This is a genomic window from Caldalkalibacillus uzonensis, assembly GCF_030814135.1.
GTDB classification, from domain to species: Bacteria; Bacillota; Bacilli; order Caldalkalibacillales; family Caldalkalibacillaceae; genus Caldalkalibacillus; species Caldalkalibacillus uzonensis.
This window is the reverse complement of sequence record NZ_JAUSUQ010000004.1, coordinates 60,476-77,568: the sequence shown is the minus strand read 5'-3', so window position 1 is coordinate 77,568 and position 17,093 is coordinate 60,476. Positions and strand designations below refer to the sequence as shown.

The 17,093-nt window shown below is 46.9% G+C and carries 14 protein-coding genes; all 14 read left to right on the top strand.

From position 1 onward, the window contains the following. Positions 1 to 5: 5 nt before the first annotated feature. The 14 genes from J2S00_RS06640 to J2S00_RS06575 all read left to right on the top strand — a co-directional run bounded on the left by J2S00_RS06640 (position 6) and on the right by J2S00_RS06575 (position 17,070). Complete coding sequence (locus tag J2S00_RS06640; protein WP_307337136.1) at positions 6 to 914, top strand: Gfo/Idh/MocA family protein; 909 nt, start codon at positions 6 to 8, stop codon at positions 912 to 914. A 47-nt stretch (positions 915 to 961) separates the two neighbouring features. Then, positions 962 to 1,837, top strand: a complete 876-nt coding sequence (locus J2S00_RS06635) for a sugar phosphate isomerase/epimerase family protein (RefSeq protein WP_307337134.1) — start codon at positions 962 to 964, stop codon at positions 1,835 to 1,837. A 16-nt stretch (positions 1,838 to 1,853) separates the two neighbouring features. Further along, positions 1,854 to 2,648, top strand: a complete 795-nt coding sequence (locus J2S00_RS06630; RefSeq protein WP_307337131.1) for a glucosamine-6-phosphate deaminase — start codon at positions 1,854 to 1,856, stop codon at positions 2,646 to 2,648. Then, a complete protein-coding gene (locus tag J2S00_RS06625; RefSeq protein WP_307337128.1) occupies positions 2,632 to 3,894 on the top strand; it encodes an N-acetylglucosamine-6-phosphate deacetylase in 1,263 nt (420 codons plus the stop codon). The genes J2S00_RS06630 and J2S00_RS06625 overlap by 17 nt, the downstream gene beginning before the upstream one ends. After that, positions 3,866 to 4,876, top strand: a complete 1,011-nt coding sequence (locus J2S00_RS06620; protein ID WP_307337125.1) for a zinc-dependent alcohol dehydrogenase — start codon at positions 3,866 to 3,868, stop codon at positions 4,874 to 4,876. Before J2S00_RS06625 ends, J2S00_RS06620 begins: the two co-directional genes overlap by 29 nt. A 134-nt stretch (positions 4,877 to 5,010) precedes the next feature. Next, positions 5,011 to 7,773, top strand: coding sequence for an FIMAH domain-containing protein (locus tag J2S00_RS06615; RefSeq protein ID WP_307337123.1), 2,763 nt, complete (start codon positions 5,011 to 5,013; stop codon positions 7,771 to 7,773). A 605-nt stretch (positions 7,774 to 8,378) separates the two neighbouring features. Continuing rightward, entirely contained in the window at positions 8,379 to 9,785 is a 1,407-nt protein-coding gene (locus J2S00_RS06610) for a sugar ABC transporter substrate-binding protein (RefSeq protein ID WP_307337120.1), read from the top strand. A gap of 76 nt (positions 9,786 to 9,861) precedes the next feature. Further along, a complete protein-coding gene (locus J2S00_RS06605) occupies positions 9,862 to 10,776 on the top strand; it encodes a carbohydrate ABC transporter permease (RefSeq protein ID WP_307337117.1) in 915 nt (304 codons plus the stop codon). A gap of 19 nt (positions 10,777 to 10,795) precedes the next feature. Then, entirely contained in the window at positions 10,796 to 11,695 is a 900-nt protein-coding gene (locus J2S00_RS06600; protein WP_307337114.1) for a carbohydrate ABC transporter permease, read from the top strand. Next, positions 11,692 to 12,828, top strand: coding sequence for an ABC transporter ATP-binding protein (locus tag J2S00_RS06595; RefSeq protein ID WP_307337111.1), 1,137 nt, complete (start codon positions 11,692 to 11,694; stop codon positions 12,826 to 12,828). Before J2S00_RS06600 ends, J2S00_RS06595 begins: the two co-directional genes overlap by 4 nt. A gap of 128 nt (positions 12,829 to 12,956) precedes the next feature. Beyond that, positions 12,957 to 13,397 (top strand): MarR family winged helix-turn-helix transcriptional regulator, encoded by a 441-nt coding sequence (locus tag J2S00_RS06590; RefSeq protein WP_307337108.1) that lies wholly within the window; start codon positions 12,957 to 12,959, stop codon positions 13,395 to 13,397. A gap of 21 nt (positions 13,398 to 13,418) precedes the next feature. Continuing rightward, complete coding sequence (locus J2S00_RS06585) at positions 13,419 to 14,852, top strand: MATE family efflux transporter (RefSeq protein ID WP_307337105.1); 1,434 nt, start codon at positions 13,419 to 13,421, stop codon at positions 14,850 to 14,852. Positions 14,853 to 15,016: 164 nt separating this feature from the next. Further along, positions 15,017 to 16,102: a pyruvate dehydrogenase (acetyl-transferring) E1 component subunit alpha gene (gene pdhA / locus J2S00_RS06580; protein WP_307337102.1), complete on the top strand. Its 1,086-nt coding sequence runs from the start codon at positions 15,017 to 15,019 to the stop codon at positions 16,100 to 16,102. Further along, entirely contained in the window at positions 16,090 to 17,070 is a 981-nt protein-coding gene (locus tag J2S00_RS06575; RefSeq protein WP_307337098.1) for an alpha-ketoacid dehydrogenase subunit beta, read from the top strand. Before pdhA ends, J2S00_RS06575 begins: the two co-directional genes overlap by 13 nt. Positions 17,071 to 17,093 lie beyond the last annotated feature (23 nt).

The window sequence follows — 17,093 nt, the reverse complement described above, 5'->3', positions numbered from 1 at the left end:
AAATGATGTCAGGGGAGATTAGAATCGGAATTGTTGGTTTGGATACTTCCCATGTAGTCGCTTTTACACAGTTGCTCAACGATTCTGACCATGAATATCACATTCCCGGTGGACGCGTCACAATGGCTTACCCGGGAGGCTCTCCCGATTTTGAATTGAGTATTTCGAGAGTAGAAGGATATAAAAAAACTTTACAGCAAGACTACGGTGTACAAATCGTTGATTCTATTACAGAAGTAGCCAAACACACAGATGCAATCCTGTTGGAATCTGTTGATGGGAGAGTACATTTGGAACAGTTTCGTCAGCTGGCACCATTCCAAAAACCAGTGTTCATTGACAAACCTCTGGCCACTACATATAAAGAGGCATGCGAAATTTGTGAAATGGCTTCCCAATACAATGTTCCGCTGATGAGTTCGTCTGCTCTGCGTTTTGCACAGGGGTTGACAAACGTTCTTAAGGAAAAGAGTAAAGGGAACGTGATCGGGGCAGATTGTTATGGTCCGATGACACTTGAACCGACACAACCCGGTTTGTTCTGGTACGGTATTCACAGTGTTGAAATGCTTTTTGCAGTACTGGGCCATTCGTGTGTCAAAGTGCAGGCCATCGCCAATCAAGACCATGACCTTGTCATTGGTGAGTGGGAGGACGGCCGTATCGGAACGGTGCGGGGAAACAGGATGGGAAACAGGCAATTCGGAGCGATGATTCATTTTGAACAGGGAAGCCAATGGGTAGATATCTCTGCCGATGTAAAACCTTATTACGCCAGTTTATTGGAAAAAATTATGCAGATGTTTACTTCCCGAAATCCTATTATCGAAATAAAAGAGACTTTACAGATTATTCGGTTTATAGAAGCAGCCAATCAAAGTCGCCAGTCGCGTTTCCCTGTAGTTTTATCATAAAGTGATGGCCTAATGAGGATGTTGGAGAGGGAGGGGGAGTTTGTAATATGAAACGGCCATTTCCGCTAGGGATAATTTCCGATGAAGTATCGCAAGATTTGCAAGAGGTTATTCAGTTTGCCCGAAAATTTGACCTTGATGCGCTTGAATTAAGGTCGGTCAATGATAAGGTCATTCATCAGTTGACCCACGAGGAGATTGATAGGATTGACCAACAGGTGAAGGCGGCTGGACTGCGTATTTGTGCACTATCTACCCCTCTGTTCAAATGTGAACTGAGTGAAAAGGAAGTAGGGGAACATCTGGAGATGTTACACCGTATAGCTGAAATTGCCCAACATTTGCAAGCCCGGATCATTAGAGGATTTAGTTTCTGGTCTCGGAAGGAAGTGGATTGGTCCAGGGCATTTGACAGGATTATCAGGCACTTTGAACGGGTCGTGCCTGTTCTTGAAAAATATGGTTTGATTATGGCTTTAGAATTTGATCCAGCTGTCTATGCCCACAATGCCCGTAAAGTGAGAAAGATCATCGATTCCATAGATTCTCCGCACATACAGGGACTATATGATCCGGGAAATGATATTTGGGATCCGGAGGGGGAAATTCCCTTCCCGGACGGGTATGAGCATCTAGCAAACAAGATTTGCCACATTCATTTGAAAGATGCCGTCAAATCTCCAGAAGGAGTTCAAGCGGTGGCAATCGGAAAGGGTGAGGTTGATTATCGCGGGTTGTTTAAACGTCTCCAAGCTGATCGGTATAAGGGGTATCTTGTCGTAGAAACGCATTACCGCTTGAAGTCCAAGTTAACCGAAGAACAGCTTAAGCGGCCTTCAGGAAACAGCTTTTCCGAGGGTGGTTATGAAGCTTCTACAGAGTGCGTACAAAGTTTGGATCAACTTTTAGCCGAAGTGGTATAGGAAAGGAGTGGGTTTAATGCGAAAGAGTATGACAGCAGTTATACAAAAACGTATCGATCTATTGACTGTGAACGTTTATGCGAATCGACAAGAGATGGGAGAGGATGCCGCCCGTGATGTTGCCGGAAAAATGAAGCAAATGATTGCCGAAAAAGGGAGAGTACGCATGGTTTTTGCCGCAGCTCCTTCTCAAAATGAATTTTTAGCAGCCTTATCCGGTGAGGACGGTATTGATTGGCAGAGCGTAACCGTATTTCACATGGATGAGTATATCGGTTTGCCGCAGGGTGCTCCACAAAGTTTCGCTCGTTTTTTACGTCAAAAGCTGTTTGATTTGGTCAGCCCGGGAAGAGTACACCTTATAGATACCAGCGCACCTCCTGAAAAAGAATGTGAGCGTTACTCCCGTTTGCTGAAGGAAGATGACATTGACATTGTCTGTTTTGGGATAGGGGAAAACGGTCATCTTGCCTTTAATGACCCGCCGGTTGCAGATTTTGAAGATCCACAGGTGATGAAAGTTGTCACCCTGGATCAAGTCTGCAGGCAGCAACAAGTGAACGACGGGTGTTTTGACCGGTTGGAAGATGTACCATACAAAGCTTTGACCCTAACCATTCCGACATTATTAGATGGTAAAAATCTGTATTGCATCGTACCCGGAAAAAGAAAACAGGAGGCCGTCCAAAAAACATTATACGGCGAAATTTCTACCAGTTGTCCGGCTTCCATTCTTAGAAGACATCCCAATTGTACGTTATATCTGGATTTTGATTCATTTGGGGGGAGCAGAAATGGCTTCCAGTCATGAAGGATGTGTGATAGAAGGTCTGCATTATGGGACGAAGAAGAAAATTTCCATACATGTCAGAAAGGGAAAAATTCACCAAATTGAGTGCAAAGGACCTGCGGAAGCCGACGAGAGAACTCCTATGCCTTTGATTGGACCTGGTTTGGTCGATCTGCAAATCAATGGTTACCGGCAATTTGATTTCAACACTGTTCCATTGTCAATGGAACGGATGATGAACTTCACCAGATCATTATGGAGAGAAGGTGTCACTTCCTACTGCCCCACAATCATTACGAACAGCAATGAGGCCATTGAAGAAGCACTCAAAGTCATTCTAGCTTCATGCACCAGAGATCCGGTCATGGACCAGGCTATTCAGGGCATTCATTTAGAGGGGCCATTTATATCCCCAGAAGACGGCCCAAGAGGGGCACATCCCCGAAAACACGTCAAGGCTCCGGATTGGCAACTTTTCCTACGTTGGCAAAACATTGCCCAAGGGCGTATAAAAATCATTACCTTATCTCCGGAGTGGGAAAATGCCCCGGATTTTATCAGCAACTGTGTTCAATATGGGGTGAAAGTTGCCATCGGACATACGGCTGCTACACCTGAACAGATTCGTTATGCTGTTGCAGCTGGTGCGACTATGTCAACTCACCTCGGAAACGGTGCTCATGTAAAGTTATCTCGTCATCCGAACTATATCTGGGAACAACTGGCTCAAGATGACCTTTGGTGTACTTTGATTGCTGACGGATTTCACTTACCTGACTCGGTTTTGAAAGTAATGCTGAGGGTGAAAGGCACAAAAGCCATTCTGGTAAGTGACTCAGTATCGTTAAGCGGAATGCCTCCAGGGGTGTATGAAACCCATGTGGGTGGAAAAGTGGTATTGACCCCTGAGGGGAAGTTACATCTTGTTCATGACCCAAATTTATTGGCCGGCTCTGTTCAAATGCTCCTAAAGGGAATGGAACATATGGTGCGCCTTGGATTGGTTTCACTCAAGGAAGCCTGGGAGATGTGTTCTGTCCGGCCCTTCCAGTTTTTGAACCCTTCAGGCATTTACGGTTTGAAAATAGGAGCACCTGCGGACATTATCTTACTGGAAGAAGAAAAAGGAACTTATCGAGTGGTCAAAACCTATAAAAACGGAGAATTGGTTTACGAACATCCTTCTACTGGTGAAAATAAGGAGCGCATTGTTATTTCATTCAGAGAGGAGGTCACTTATGAAGGTAGTAACCAGTCTCGACGGTGAGATTAAAATCATGGACCTCCCTCCCCCGGTGATTAAAGATAACCATGTCATTGTTAAAACGGAATATTCTGCCGTAAGTCCAGGGACTGAATTAATGTTGCTCAGAAAAAAACATCAAGTACCCATGCCGCTTGGTTATAGTGCCAGCGGCCTGGTCATTGAGACTGGCAGGAATGTTGATCATGTCCGGATCGGGGAAAGAGTGGCCTGTTACGGTGGACCTTATGTCAAGCACGCTGAATATCTGCTCGTTCCTAAGAACCTTGTCGTGTCTGTACCGGATGGAGTTGATATGAAAGAGGCCTCGATGATCGGACTGGGGGCCATTGCCATTCATGCATTACGGCAGGCCGGGCTCAAGTTTGGTGAATCAGTAGTAGTCGTTGGCTTGGGTATATTGGGGCAGCTCATCGCCCAGATTGCGCATTGTGCGGCCTTTAAAGTCATCGGCTATGATCTTTTGGAAGAACGTTGTCAAAAGCTTAAAGACTGCGGTATAGATGCAGTAGGCCAGACCCTTGAAGAAGTACAAGAGCTGGTAAACATAAAAACCCAGCATATGGGGGTTGACAGCGTCCTGTTATGTACGAATGGAAACAGCGAAGGTTTGATAGACCATGCTCTGACTTGGATCCGTGACCGGGGAAATGTGGTCATTGTCGGTGACCTCAAACCAGTATTCTCACGCACACAAATGTTTCGTAAAGAAGCGGAGATTCTCATCTCCAGGGCAGCCGGTCCCGGACGCTATGATCCGGACTATGAGACAAAGGGTTTTGATTATCCACCTTCTTTCGTGCGCTGGTCAGAAGGAAGGAACATGCAAGAATATATACGTCTGTTGGCCGAAAAGCGGATCAATGTGGCATCTCTGGTTACCCATACCGTGTCTATCAATCAATTATCCCATATCTACCGTTCCCTGATGGATCAACCTCAAAACATGCTCGGGGTGCTCATAGACTTTGGGTTAACCCATTAAACGAAAGAGATGTTGCCATAAAGGTGGTGATAAACAGACATTTATTTCCGTCCAAATACCAGGGTGTCACCAAATCTCATGCATTGCGGCATGTTGGGCAGGATCGTGTTAATTTTTTGGGGAGGAGAGGTTAAATGGTCAATAAATTAAAATTCTTATTTACGGTTGCCGTTATCATTTTGCTGGGAACTGTTATTTTTTTCGGTACGACTGACTCTGATGCACCATACGCTGCCTCCGAAATGATAGATCTTAAAAACCCGGGATTTGAGGAATCACTGAATGCTGACGGCACCATTCCAGGCTGGCGAGTGGCTTATGGAAGTGACGATAATTTTGTAGTGACTGATGAGCTCAGTCACAGCGGAGATTACAGTTTAAAATTAATGGATGAAAGCAGTGAGCGGTCGGCAGGACTCATTAGCGACCCTGTTCCGGTTGAAGCGCAAAAGATGTACAGAGCATCTAGTTATATTTATATTCAGCAGGGGACTTTGAGTCTTTATCTTCGTTTTTATGACAGTGAGGGACGGCAATTGGAGCAAACGTCTGCCTCCATTGCTTCCCCCAAGGAAGAATGGATCAAACTTGAAGTATCGGCTACAGCTCCCGAGGATGCAGCATCGGCTGCTATTTTGCTTTACTCAAATGTGGTACAAATCTCTACGGCTTATTTTGATGACATCTCCTTGGAGATGGAAGAAATGAACCAGGATGGTGAGTTTATAAACCTGGGTACACAGGTCAGAAATGTAACCAATCACTACGCGGATTTTGGTATTGATGAAAACGGGCGCCATGTGGTCTATACCGGTGTGGTAGGAGACCCGGCTAAACTGATCAAAATTGACGTAGAAACGGAACAAATACTAAAAATATTCGATCTACCCGGGGCATCTGGGGTGAGAGGAGTTGCCGTAGCATCTGACGGTAGTGTATACGCAGGAACTTATACAAACGGACACCTGTATCGTTATATTCCAGGGTCGGATGGAATAGAGGATTTGGGGAAAGCGGTCGGGGAAACCCATATTTTTAACCTTGAACCTGGACCAAATGGCGAGGTTTACGGTGGAACATACAGTGCAACTGCGGGAGCGAAACTTTTCAAATATCATCCGGACAGCGGGTTCACCGATTATGGCCGCATCCTCGAAACAGAGAGATATGTCCGAACGGTGGTGTATGACGACAAGCAGAATATATTTTATTTGGGTATCGGATCCACACCGCATATTATTAAATTTAATCCCGAAACTGGAGAGAAGAAAGACATTTTACCAGACAAGTACAAAGAAGGTTATACTTTCGTGGACAATATCACCAAGGTGAATGATTATTTGTTTGCCAAGCTGGTACAAGGCAACAAAACGCTTGTGATCGATACCAAAACGGACGAAGTTGTCAATGAAATAGAAAAGGTTGACTCATTTACAGTTTCACCCCAATCTCCTTACGGAGAAGAAGTGTATTATACATTGGGTGCAAAGCTGTACAAATATGATCTCAACACACATGAAAGTAAAGATTTGGATCTCCATGTTAACGGCAACCCGCTTAAATTTAAATTTCTTGAACTGCAAGAGGAAGGACCGGGTTATACACTTGTCGCTCTCGTCCGCAGAGGAATGATGTTTAAATATAATTTAGAGACTGGTCATCTGAAAACTATTGATCTTGATCTGCCGGGCCAACCCACTGATATTTGGGCCATGGCCAAGGGACCCGACGGACGGATTTACACCAACGGATATCTCGCCGGAGGCCTTAGTTATTATGATCCTCTGACCGGAGAAACACACCAGTATGACGGCATTGGTCAGATAGAAAAAATGGACCTTTTTGGCGACACCTTCTATCTAGGGGGCTACCCGCGAGCGGAAATATATGCTTACGATACGACCAAACCGTGGGTGCGCGATGCAACGGCAAAGGAGCCCAATCCGAGACAATTGTTTAGTCTTTATGATTTGGGGCAGGACCGTCCGATGGCTGTACTGGCCGTTGAGGAAGAAAACAAAGTATTTTTGGGCACCGTTCCTGCCTACGGTCAACATCAGGGTGCCTTGACCATCTATAATGTCGAAACAGGGGATGTCCGAGTGGAGAAAAACATCATAGAGAATCAAGGGGTTGTTTCCCTGGCTTATAAAGATGGTCATGTCTTCGGTGGAACAACCATCTGGGGAGGATTGGGAGATGATCCCCTAGAAAGCGAAGCAAAATTTTTCATCTGGGACGTAGAAATAGAAGAAAAAATATATGAAACAACGCCTGTTCCTGGAATGAAGGCTATTACTGACTTAATTGTCGGCCCAGATGGAAACATTTGGGGTATGGCAGAAGGGACCTTGTTTATCTTCGATCCAGAAGAACGAAAGGTCGTTTACAGTGACGAAAAGTTCACTCTGGATTACGATCGCCATGTCTGGAGAGATGCCTTTCTGGAGATTGGCCGTGACGGAAATGTATATGGGACTATCCGTGGCAGATTTTTCAAAATTGATGCACAAAGTAAAGAGGTGACAGTTCTAAAAGGAAGTGGAGCGTCCAGAATTGCACAGGATGACTTTGGAAACTTTTATTTTGCTGACGGGGGTGACTTGTGGAAATATACTCACCCGGATTTACAGATGACGGGCTTTGATGCGCTGGTAATCAAAACAGAATTATACTACAAAAACGGAAAATTGGAAAAGCCACTATACGCCCAGTTGGAGAAAACACTTGAGCAAGCTAAGCATCATCAGAAAGCGGGGAGATTAGAGCAGTTTGAACATCGCTTAATGAAGTTCAAAGAGCACCTCAATAAAGAATCGATGCAGAAGTTTATTTCCACCTCTGCCAAAGAAGATTTGAATCAAGAAGTGGATCATTTACTTCAAATAGGGGAGTAGATCAGGTAGCAAGTTTCAGTAGATAGGGAGCGATTCAGCTCCCTTTTTTACATGGAGTTTTAACCTCGAACCTTAGGTTACATGGATCGGTGGCTCTCGATTCAGGTACTTATTGTCCTGTTTATTAAGCCGGTTAAAAGCTAGCATTGCTATCCACATGAGCATGTAGCTTAACACACTGATGCCTAACAATGGAATAAAAACTGGGAAAAGTGTTAACAGAAGATACAAAGCTGCAACTGCAGCCACCATGAGAATCACGTAAAGCGGACTGGAAAGGGCAATGATAGGCTGAGTGACGATACAAACTACACTCCTGTTTAATTAAACTGCGACCAAACTCTTACAAAACTATATATACAATTATATCCACAGTTCAACCCCATTTATATTGAAAAACGTATATGCTATAATATTCGATTGGGGTAAAGTACTTAATGCAGTGAGCCCCCCATCTTTCTATCTGTCTAATCATGCATATGGGTTTACTCAGCTACAGGAGGTGAGGAAAAAGATAAAGTATGGATCAAAACTGAAAGTGTTTTAAACCATGGTTCATACTTTGATTCTTTCACAACCTAAAATTTTGCGGAGGTGGATCTTTGATGGGGAAATTACAACACTGGTTGATCATTGTTCTCTGTTTAGGATTCACTTTCACCGCTTTAGCAGGATGTTCAACAAGTGAACCAGCGGCTGGAGATCAACCAGAGGTGCAGAAAAATGATGAGGTTGACGTTGTCACAATCACTGCACAGGCTCCAAGTCCTGAAACCACACGGGTGGATAATCTGGTCCGGGCAGCGGAGATGTTAAATGAAGAATTGGAAAAAGAAGGGCAAAATATCCGGGTAGAAGTGGAAACCCAAATGTTTGAAGGCAGCTGGGAGGATTACGCCAGACAATTTATGTTGGCCTTCCAGTCTGGTAAGGAACCTGACATCTATGTCGCAAGTCATCCCAATACTGGCTGGCTGGCAGACGGTGGCTACATTCAACCTTTGGACGAGCTAAAAGAATCTGAGGCCTACGCCGATGTTTACCCAGTCCTGTGGGATGCGGTCACCTACAAAGGACACGTTTGGGGAGCGGTCCAAGACACGGAAGCGCGTCCCGTCTTCTATAACAAAAATATTTTAAGAGAATTGGGCTGGAGTGAAGAAGAGATTGAGCGCCTGCCTGAAAAGGTCAAAATTGGTGAGTTTACACTTAATGACTTGATTCAGGTTGCTGAAGAGGCGGTTTCAAGCGGGACCGCCAAGTATGGCATTGTGCACCGACCCGTTAACGGCCCCGATTTTCAGGTCATGCTCTACAATTTTGGTGGGACATTGTATGATCCCGAAGAAAACAAGATCGTCTTTGATAAAGAAGCTGTTCTTAAGCAACTGAGCTTTTTCCATGAAATCGCCCAGAAAAAACTGATCCCCGAAGGATTGCTGTCTATGGAATGGTCCAATATCCATTCCATGGTGGTCAATGGTGAGGTGCTCTTCTACTTTGGGGGCATTTGGAATATCTTCAACTGGGGAGAAGATAATTTCCACAAGGAATTGGGTAAAGTTGACCCTGAATGGGTGATGGAAAACTTCGGGATGATGCTGTATCCCGCTGCTGAAGAAGGCGGACAAGCCCTGACACTGTCGCATCCCTTTGCCTACTTCGTCTCCGCCAACGCAGAACATAAAGAGCTGATTATCCGGCTGTTGGAGCATGTCATCCATCCAGATCTGCAAACCACTCATAATGTAGAAACCTATCATTTGCCCGTGACAGAAAGCGCGGCCAACCATCCAGATTATCAAGCGAATATCACGCTGGGTGAAATTGCCTATATGACCCAATATACCACCTTCTTACCTAATCATGAGGGATATGAGCCGTACAGCAATGCCGTCTTTAAGGCCATAGAAGCTGTTCAGCTGGGCAGACAAACGCCCCAAGAGGCTCTGGAAGCTTTGGAAGTCCAGTTAAAGAATGACTTGCGAGATCAACTAAGTATTGTAGAGTAAGTCCTTCCTGCAAAGGCAGCAACAAGCTCCCTGTCCAAACAGGGGGCAACCTCACAATGAGGAGGGAGAAGGGGTTATGGATAAAGCGCAGCGGTTCGCTGTAAATATGCAAAAATGGGGCTTGCCTGCATTTATGCTCAGCCCTTTCTTTATCATGGTTACAATATTTTACTTCTTACCTGTTGTTTTAATTGTGGTGTTGTCATTTACCAGCATGGGCTCAGCGATGAGATGGGATTTTGTTGGTTTTCAAAATTACAGATTCCTTCTTGAAGATCCCACTCTTCCGGCCATCTTGACCAACACGTTTGTCTACGTCTTTTTCACCCTGGGCATTAACGTCCTCTTTGGCCTGGCCCTGGCCTTGTTCACCACCTACTTTATTCAGAAAGAATCAATCGGATTATTCTTCAGAACCATCTGGATGCTGCCCAGGATGTCACCACCCGTTGTCTATGTCTTATTATGGCTGTGGTTTTTTGACCCCAGCAGTTACGGGGTTTTAAACAGCATCAGGGAACTGATGGGGATGCCGCCCACCATGTGGCTGGTCAATTATCCCATGACAGCCATTATTTTGGCCAATGGCTTAATCGGCGCCTCTTTTGGCATGATTATTTTTTCATCCGCCATTAAGTCGATTCCCCAGGATTTGTTCAAAGCGGCCAAAGTAGACGGAGCCGGCCATTGGTCGATCATCAAGGACATTATCCTGCCTGCCTTGCGCTGGCCGGTGATGTTTGTCACCATTTGGCAGCTTTTGTCATTGCTTACCTCCTATGAATACATTTTGCTGTTAACCAATGGAGGACCCGGTTTTGACAGTACGGTGCTGGCCCTCTATTCTTATCACAAAGCCTTTCAATATTTTGAGTTTGGTTACGGGGCAGCAGTTTCTGTTGTCCTTGTCGCAGTGGCCATTGTCCTGACTGTGATCTTATGGAAAGTGTTCGGTATGAAAAAGATGGAAAGAGGAACGCGGATAGAGTAGGCATCAAGGGGGTTGAGGCATGGAAGCTGTGTACAGATCAGAAACAGAAAGAAATGTTTCCTTTGCCAAAACGTCAAGATGGAAACGGCGCATGCCCTATGTAGTAGCTTTCTCCATCTTGTTCATCACGACCTTGCCCGTCATTCTGATGTATGTGTGGCTGCTTTTAAATTCCTTTTCCAGCCAGATGAAGCATGGTTTTATACCGGTCGGCTTTACCCTGGACAACTGGCGTTTTTTGTGGACGAACGTGGAAATTGCCAGCTCGGTTTACCCGAGTATTTGGCTGGCCACATGGAACTCTTTAGTCTTTGCCGGTGTGTTGACCATCCTGGAGGTCATCATTGGCGTGATGGCCGGATTTGCCCTGTCCCGCTTAAGGTTTCCCGGCCGTCAAGGATTATTAAAGATAACGTTGATTTTACATGCCTTTCCAAGTATCGCCCTGCTGATTGCCGTCTTCTATATCCTCAACTTCTTGGGCCTGTTTGACACGTTATGGGGCGTAGTGCTGGTGAAAACAGCGCTGCAAATCCCGCTCACGGCGTGGATTATGAAAGGATTCTTCGATGATGTGCCTTGGGATGTGGAATGGGCCGGCTTAATCGATGGCTGCAACCGGTTTAAGGTGTGGTATACCATTGTTCTTCCCTTGGTTAAGCCCGGGATTGCGGCTGTAAGTATCTTTTCATTCTTGTCCGGCTGGTCGGAGTTCCTCTTGCTATACACCTTTATCATCAGTGACAGCAACATCACTTTAGCCACCTATTTGCAGAAGCTGTTGAGCGATCCCAATGTAGTGCCCTATGGTTTATTGACAGCTGTTTCGGTCTTCTATATGCTGCCTGTTATCGCCTTTTTCATTCTCACCCAAAAATCGCTCATGCAGATTCATGCGGGAGGAGGTAAGGGAGTATGAAAATAGAGTTAAGAAACGTGTACAAACGCTTTGAAAAAGCACATGTGATCGAGAATCTCAATTTGGTGATAGAGGACGGTGAATTTGTGGCTTTGCTGGGGCCAAGCGGCTGCGGCAAGTCGACCACCTTGCTCATGCTGGCCGGGATTTATAAGCCAACCGAGGGCGACATTCTGTTTGACGGTCAGCTTGTCAATGAAGTGGAGCCTAAAGACCGGCACATCGGGATGCTGTTTCAGAGCTACGCCTTATACCCGCACATGACTGTGCTGGAAAACATTATGTTCCCGTTAAAACAAATGAAAGTGCCCAAGAAAGAAAGGATTGAACGGGCCAAAGAAGCAGCAGCACTGGTCAAACTGGAGCACCTGTTGGACCGCCTGCCCAGCGAACTGTCCGGCGGCCAGCAGCAACGGGTCGCCCTGGCCCGTGCTGTTGTGAAAGAACCGAAATTGCTTCTGTTGGATGAACCCCTTTCAAACCTGGATGCCCGCTTAAAGATTGAGATGAGAGAGGAGATTAAGCGGATTCAACAGGAATTGGGGATAACCACTGTCATGGTCACCCACGACCAGGAAGAAGCCTTAACGATGGCAGACCGGGTTGCCATTATGAAAGATGGGGAATTAGTCCAATACAGTAAGCCCCTTGATTTGTATCATCACCCCAAAAACTATTTTGTTGCCCATTTCATTGGCAGCCCGCCCATGAACTTTTTGAAAGGCCGCTTATCTGTGCAAGATGATCAGCTTCAGTTTGCCGCAGAGGGCACAAAGATCAACTTGGGCCGCTGCCTCAAGGAATTTAACGTCCATGACGGCCAACATGTCTACCTGGGGGTACGGCCCCATGATTTAAAACTGGGCAAAAAGGGTCAGATTTCATTAACAGGGGCCGTCAATCTGCTAGAGCCTCTGGGTCATTCCACCTTGGTCAATGTGACGGTTGGCAGCTCATTGTTCCGCTTGTTTAGTGACAAAAAATTGATAGCAGGTTTGAGAGGCAAAGTGGAAATATCTTTTGACAGACACGCCCTGCATTTGTTTGATGCTTCGACTGGAGCATCGCTCAGCAGGCAGCACTTGGCTAGTGATCAGAGTGAAACGGCAAGCAATGTGGTTCTCCCTGTGTGAGAAATCCCCCAAAAACGTATTTTTGGGGGATTTTTAATACAATTATCGTTGCACAGTCAACCAGTGTAAAGTTATAATAGCTGTGAGTCATTGTTGCATTTGCAACTAATAGGTTGGAAGGGATCAACATGGCTAAAGAGTCAATTGGCAGATGGATTTCATTGCTGTACCGCTACAGTCAAATCTATGTGTCCAAAAAGCTGGAACCATACAATATTGGCACAGGACAGTTTTTGTTTCTGTTGGCCTTGTATCACCAAGACGGGCTGCCCCAGGAAAAATTGGCCCACTACTTAAATATGGATAAAGGGACAACAGCCCGCGCCATTGATAAGTTGGAAAAGGCAGGTTACGTCATTCGCAAAACCAATGAACAAGACCGGCGTTCCAACAAAGTGTTTCTGACCGAACAAGGGCTAAGCTTTAAACCCACTCTGTACTCCATTTTGCAGGAATGGACAGAAATTATTTGTAAAGGTCTGACTGAAGAAGAAGTAGAGCGTACGTTACATACATTAATACGGATGGCTGAAAATGCCGCTGACTACATTCATCAAAAGTGCAAATAGACGGACAAGGGAGAGGTATTGATGAAAATACAAAGTGAGCGTTTGGGTAAGGAGCCCATCCCCAAATTGCTGGCCAGTTTGTCCATCCCGGCTATGGTAGGCATGTTTGTCATGGCTTTATATAACGTGGTAGATGCCATTTTTATTGCCAGAAGTGTAGGGACGATAGGGGTAGCGGCTGTTTCGATCGCCTTTCCCGTCCAAATGATCGTCATGGCCATAGCCGGTGCGATTGGTATTGGCGGTGCTTCGGTCATCTCCAGACGGCTGGGCGCTGGTGAATCGGATGAGGCCAACCATGTGTTTGGCAATGTGATCAGTATTGTATTAATCGTTAGTGGGATCGGTGTGATTGCCGCTTTAAGTTTCATTGAACCGCTGTTGTATGCCTTTGGTGCCAGTGAGACCATTTTGCCTTATGCCAGGGATTATCTGGGCATTATTTTATACGGCACAGTCTTTTTTGCTTTTGGGTTTTCTATGAACAATATTATCCGCTCTGAAGGCAATGCCAAGATGGCGATGTTGACCATGGTCATCTCTGCGGGCTTAAATATGCTGCTTACCCCTCTGTTTATTTTTGGTTTCGGTTGGGGCATCAGGGGAGCGGCAGGAGCAACCGTTTTAGCCCAAGCCATAACGGCGGTTTACCTGGTCTATTATTTCAAGTCGGGAAAAAGCAGCCTTACTTTCAAGCCGGCTTATTTGCGTCCCAACTTGACTATTCTCAAACAGATTTTGGCTATTGGGTCATCTGCTTTTGTGCACCAGGTGGCGGGAAGCATCATGTTCGTTGTGGCCAACCACATGCTGATCAGCCATGGCGGTGACTTGGCTGTGGCCGTGTTTGGCATTGTTCACCGCATCATTATGTTTACCATTCTGCCTATGCTGGGCATTATGCAAGGCACTGCACCCATCGTGGGTTACAATTACGGCGCCCAGTTGTATCAACGTGTCAGCGAGACGATCAAGCTGGCCTATAAAGTGTCGACATTGATGGGATTGGTGATTTTTGTCCTGGTCATGGCTTTTCCCAAGTTGTTTTTATTGATTTTTACCAATGATACGGAAGTGCTGGAGATGGGTTCCACTGCACTCAGGTTCATGTTTGCCCTGTGCATGACAATTGGCATCCAGATGGTAACAGGAGGCGTCTTCCAAGCTTTGGGCAAGGCCAGGGCCGCATTGATTTTATCCATGGCCCGCCAGGTGCTGTTTCTGATTCCCTTGCTGTTTATCTTACCGCCCTTCTGGGGTTTGACCGGCATATGGTTAGCCTTTCCTCTGGCTGACTTGTTGGCCTTCTGTTTAGCGCTGTTCTACCTCTACAGGTACAAAAATCTATTCTTTAACCAGGATCAGGAGCCCCCGGCAGGTCATTTGCAACATCAAGGGTCCCCTGCCGATCTGCACAAGGGTACTGTTCAGAAGCCCTCGGTGCCCTCCGCTTAAGTGTAAGGCCACATTCTTCCATTTGCCTGACATGTGCTGCTCCGTTGGGGCAGTACATTGCTGTTTGTTTCAGATTATTTATGATATATTAAAAATACGGAACATTAAACGTGGGTATTCTGGTTTATAAAGGTATGTTGATTTTGTATGAGGGGGTTGAAAGGATGGGAATTTGTGAGGCGGGGTTAGTCCAGGTGCTGAATGAAGACGGAAGAGTGGTAGGAGAGCAACCCCAAAATTTATCAGACGCACAGCTGAAAGACCTGTACAGACGGATGCAATGGGCCAGGTTATTTGATCAGAGGGCTGTGCGGCTGCAGCGGCAGGGACGTATCGGCACTTATGCACCTTTAGAAGGACAGGAGGCCGCCCAAGTGGGCAGCTCTTATGTGCTGGAAAAGGGGGACTGGTTGTTTCCTACATACCGGGATTTGGCCGCCTGTTTTAACTTCGGCCTTTCCTACACATCAGCTCTGTTGTACACCATGGGGCATCTGGAAGGGGGAAGACTGGAGGAGGGGTACAATTTGTTCCCTATCTCCATTATGATTGCCACCCAGCTTCCTCAGGCAGTGGGTGCAGCGTGGGCTTCCAAACTGAAGCAGGACGGCCGGGTGGCGCTGGTCTATTTTGGAGATGGCGCTACTTCGAAAGGGGATTTTCACGAAGCCCTCAATTTGGCCTCTGTGTTAAAAGCACCGGTCGTATTCTTTTGCCAAAACAATCAGTGGGCCATCAGCGTGCCCTTGAGCAAGCAGACGGGCCACACGGTAATTGCAGATAAAGCCCAGGGTTACGGACTGCCAGGTGTCCGGGTGGATGGGAATGATGTTTTGGCCGTCTGCCAGGTGGCCAAAGAGGCGGTGGAGCGGGCCCGGAGAGGAGAAGGTCCCACCTTGATTGAAGCGCTCACCTACCGCCTGGGTCCCCATACCACGGCCGATGATCCCACCCGCTACCGTCCGGCGGAGGAGCTTGAACAATGGAAACAACAGCGCGATCCCCTCAGGCGTTTTCGTCTGTTCCTGGAACGTGAAGGCTTATGGTCAGAGCATGAAGAGGAACAATCAGCCGCTGAATTTAAGACTGTCATGGACGAAGCACTCAAGAAAGCAGAACAAACACCAAGGTCACAGCTTCATCAAGCGTTTGATTATGTGTACACCAATCCCCCCCAAGACCTGCTGCGTCAAAAAGAAGAGGTGTTGTCCTGGACACAGAGAAAGGGGAGTGTTTCATGGCACAATTAACCATGATCCAGGCCATTAATCAAGCTTTGGCCCAGGCATTGGATCAGGATCCGGCTGTGATCGTCTTTGGGGAAGATGTGGGCAAAAATGGCGGTGTGTTCCGGGCCACTGACCAGCTGCAGGCCCGTTTTGGCGAGCAGCGGGTTGTGGATACCCCTTTGTCCGAATCGGCGATTATTGGCTCAGCCATTGGTCTGGCTGTAAACGGGATGAAGCCGGTGGCTGAGATTCAATTTATGGGCTTTCTCTATCCAGCGATGGATCAACTGGCCTCACAAGCTTCACGCCTGCGTTTCCGTTCAGCGGGACGGTACGCTTTGCCGCTGGTGGTACGGGCCCCCTTTGGTGGAGGGGTGCGTACCCCGGAATTGCATGCGGACAGTCTAGAAGCGTTGTTCACCCATACCCCAGGCCTCAAAGTGGTCATTCCCAGTTCTGCCTATGATGCCAAAGGGCTGTTGCTGCAAGCGATTGATGACCCCGATCCGGTACTGTTTGCCGAGCCGATGAAGCTGTACCGGGCCATCAAGGAAGAGGTGCCGGAAGCACCTTATCGCATTCCCCTGGGCCAGGCCAGGGTGGTGCGCGAAGGAAGGGATGCCACAGTACTCACTTGGGGGGCACCTGTCTGGCTTGTGCACAAGCTGGCCGGGCAACTCCAGCAGGAACGGGGCATTTCACTTGAGGTGATCGACCTCAGATCACTGATTCCACTGGATGAGGAGACCATCATGCACTCGGTCAGCAAGACAGGGCGGGCCTTGGTTGTCCATGAAGCGGTCAAAACAGGGGGATTCGGGGCTGAGCTGGCCAGCCGGATCATGGAAAAAGTCTTTCTCTATCTCCATGCCCCGGTGATGCGCGTGACCGGTTATGACACCCCTTACCCTGTTCCTCAGGTTGAAGATGAGTGGCTGCCCCATGAGGAGCGGATATTACAGGCCGTCCATGAGCTGTTGGACTATTAATTAGATAAGGGAGGGAATGGCGG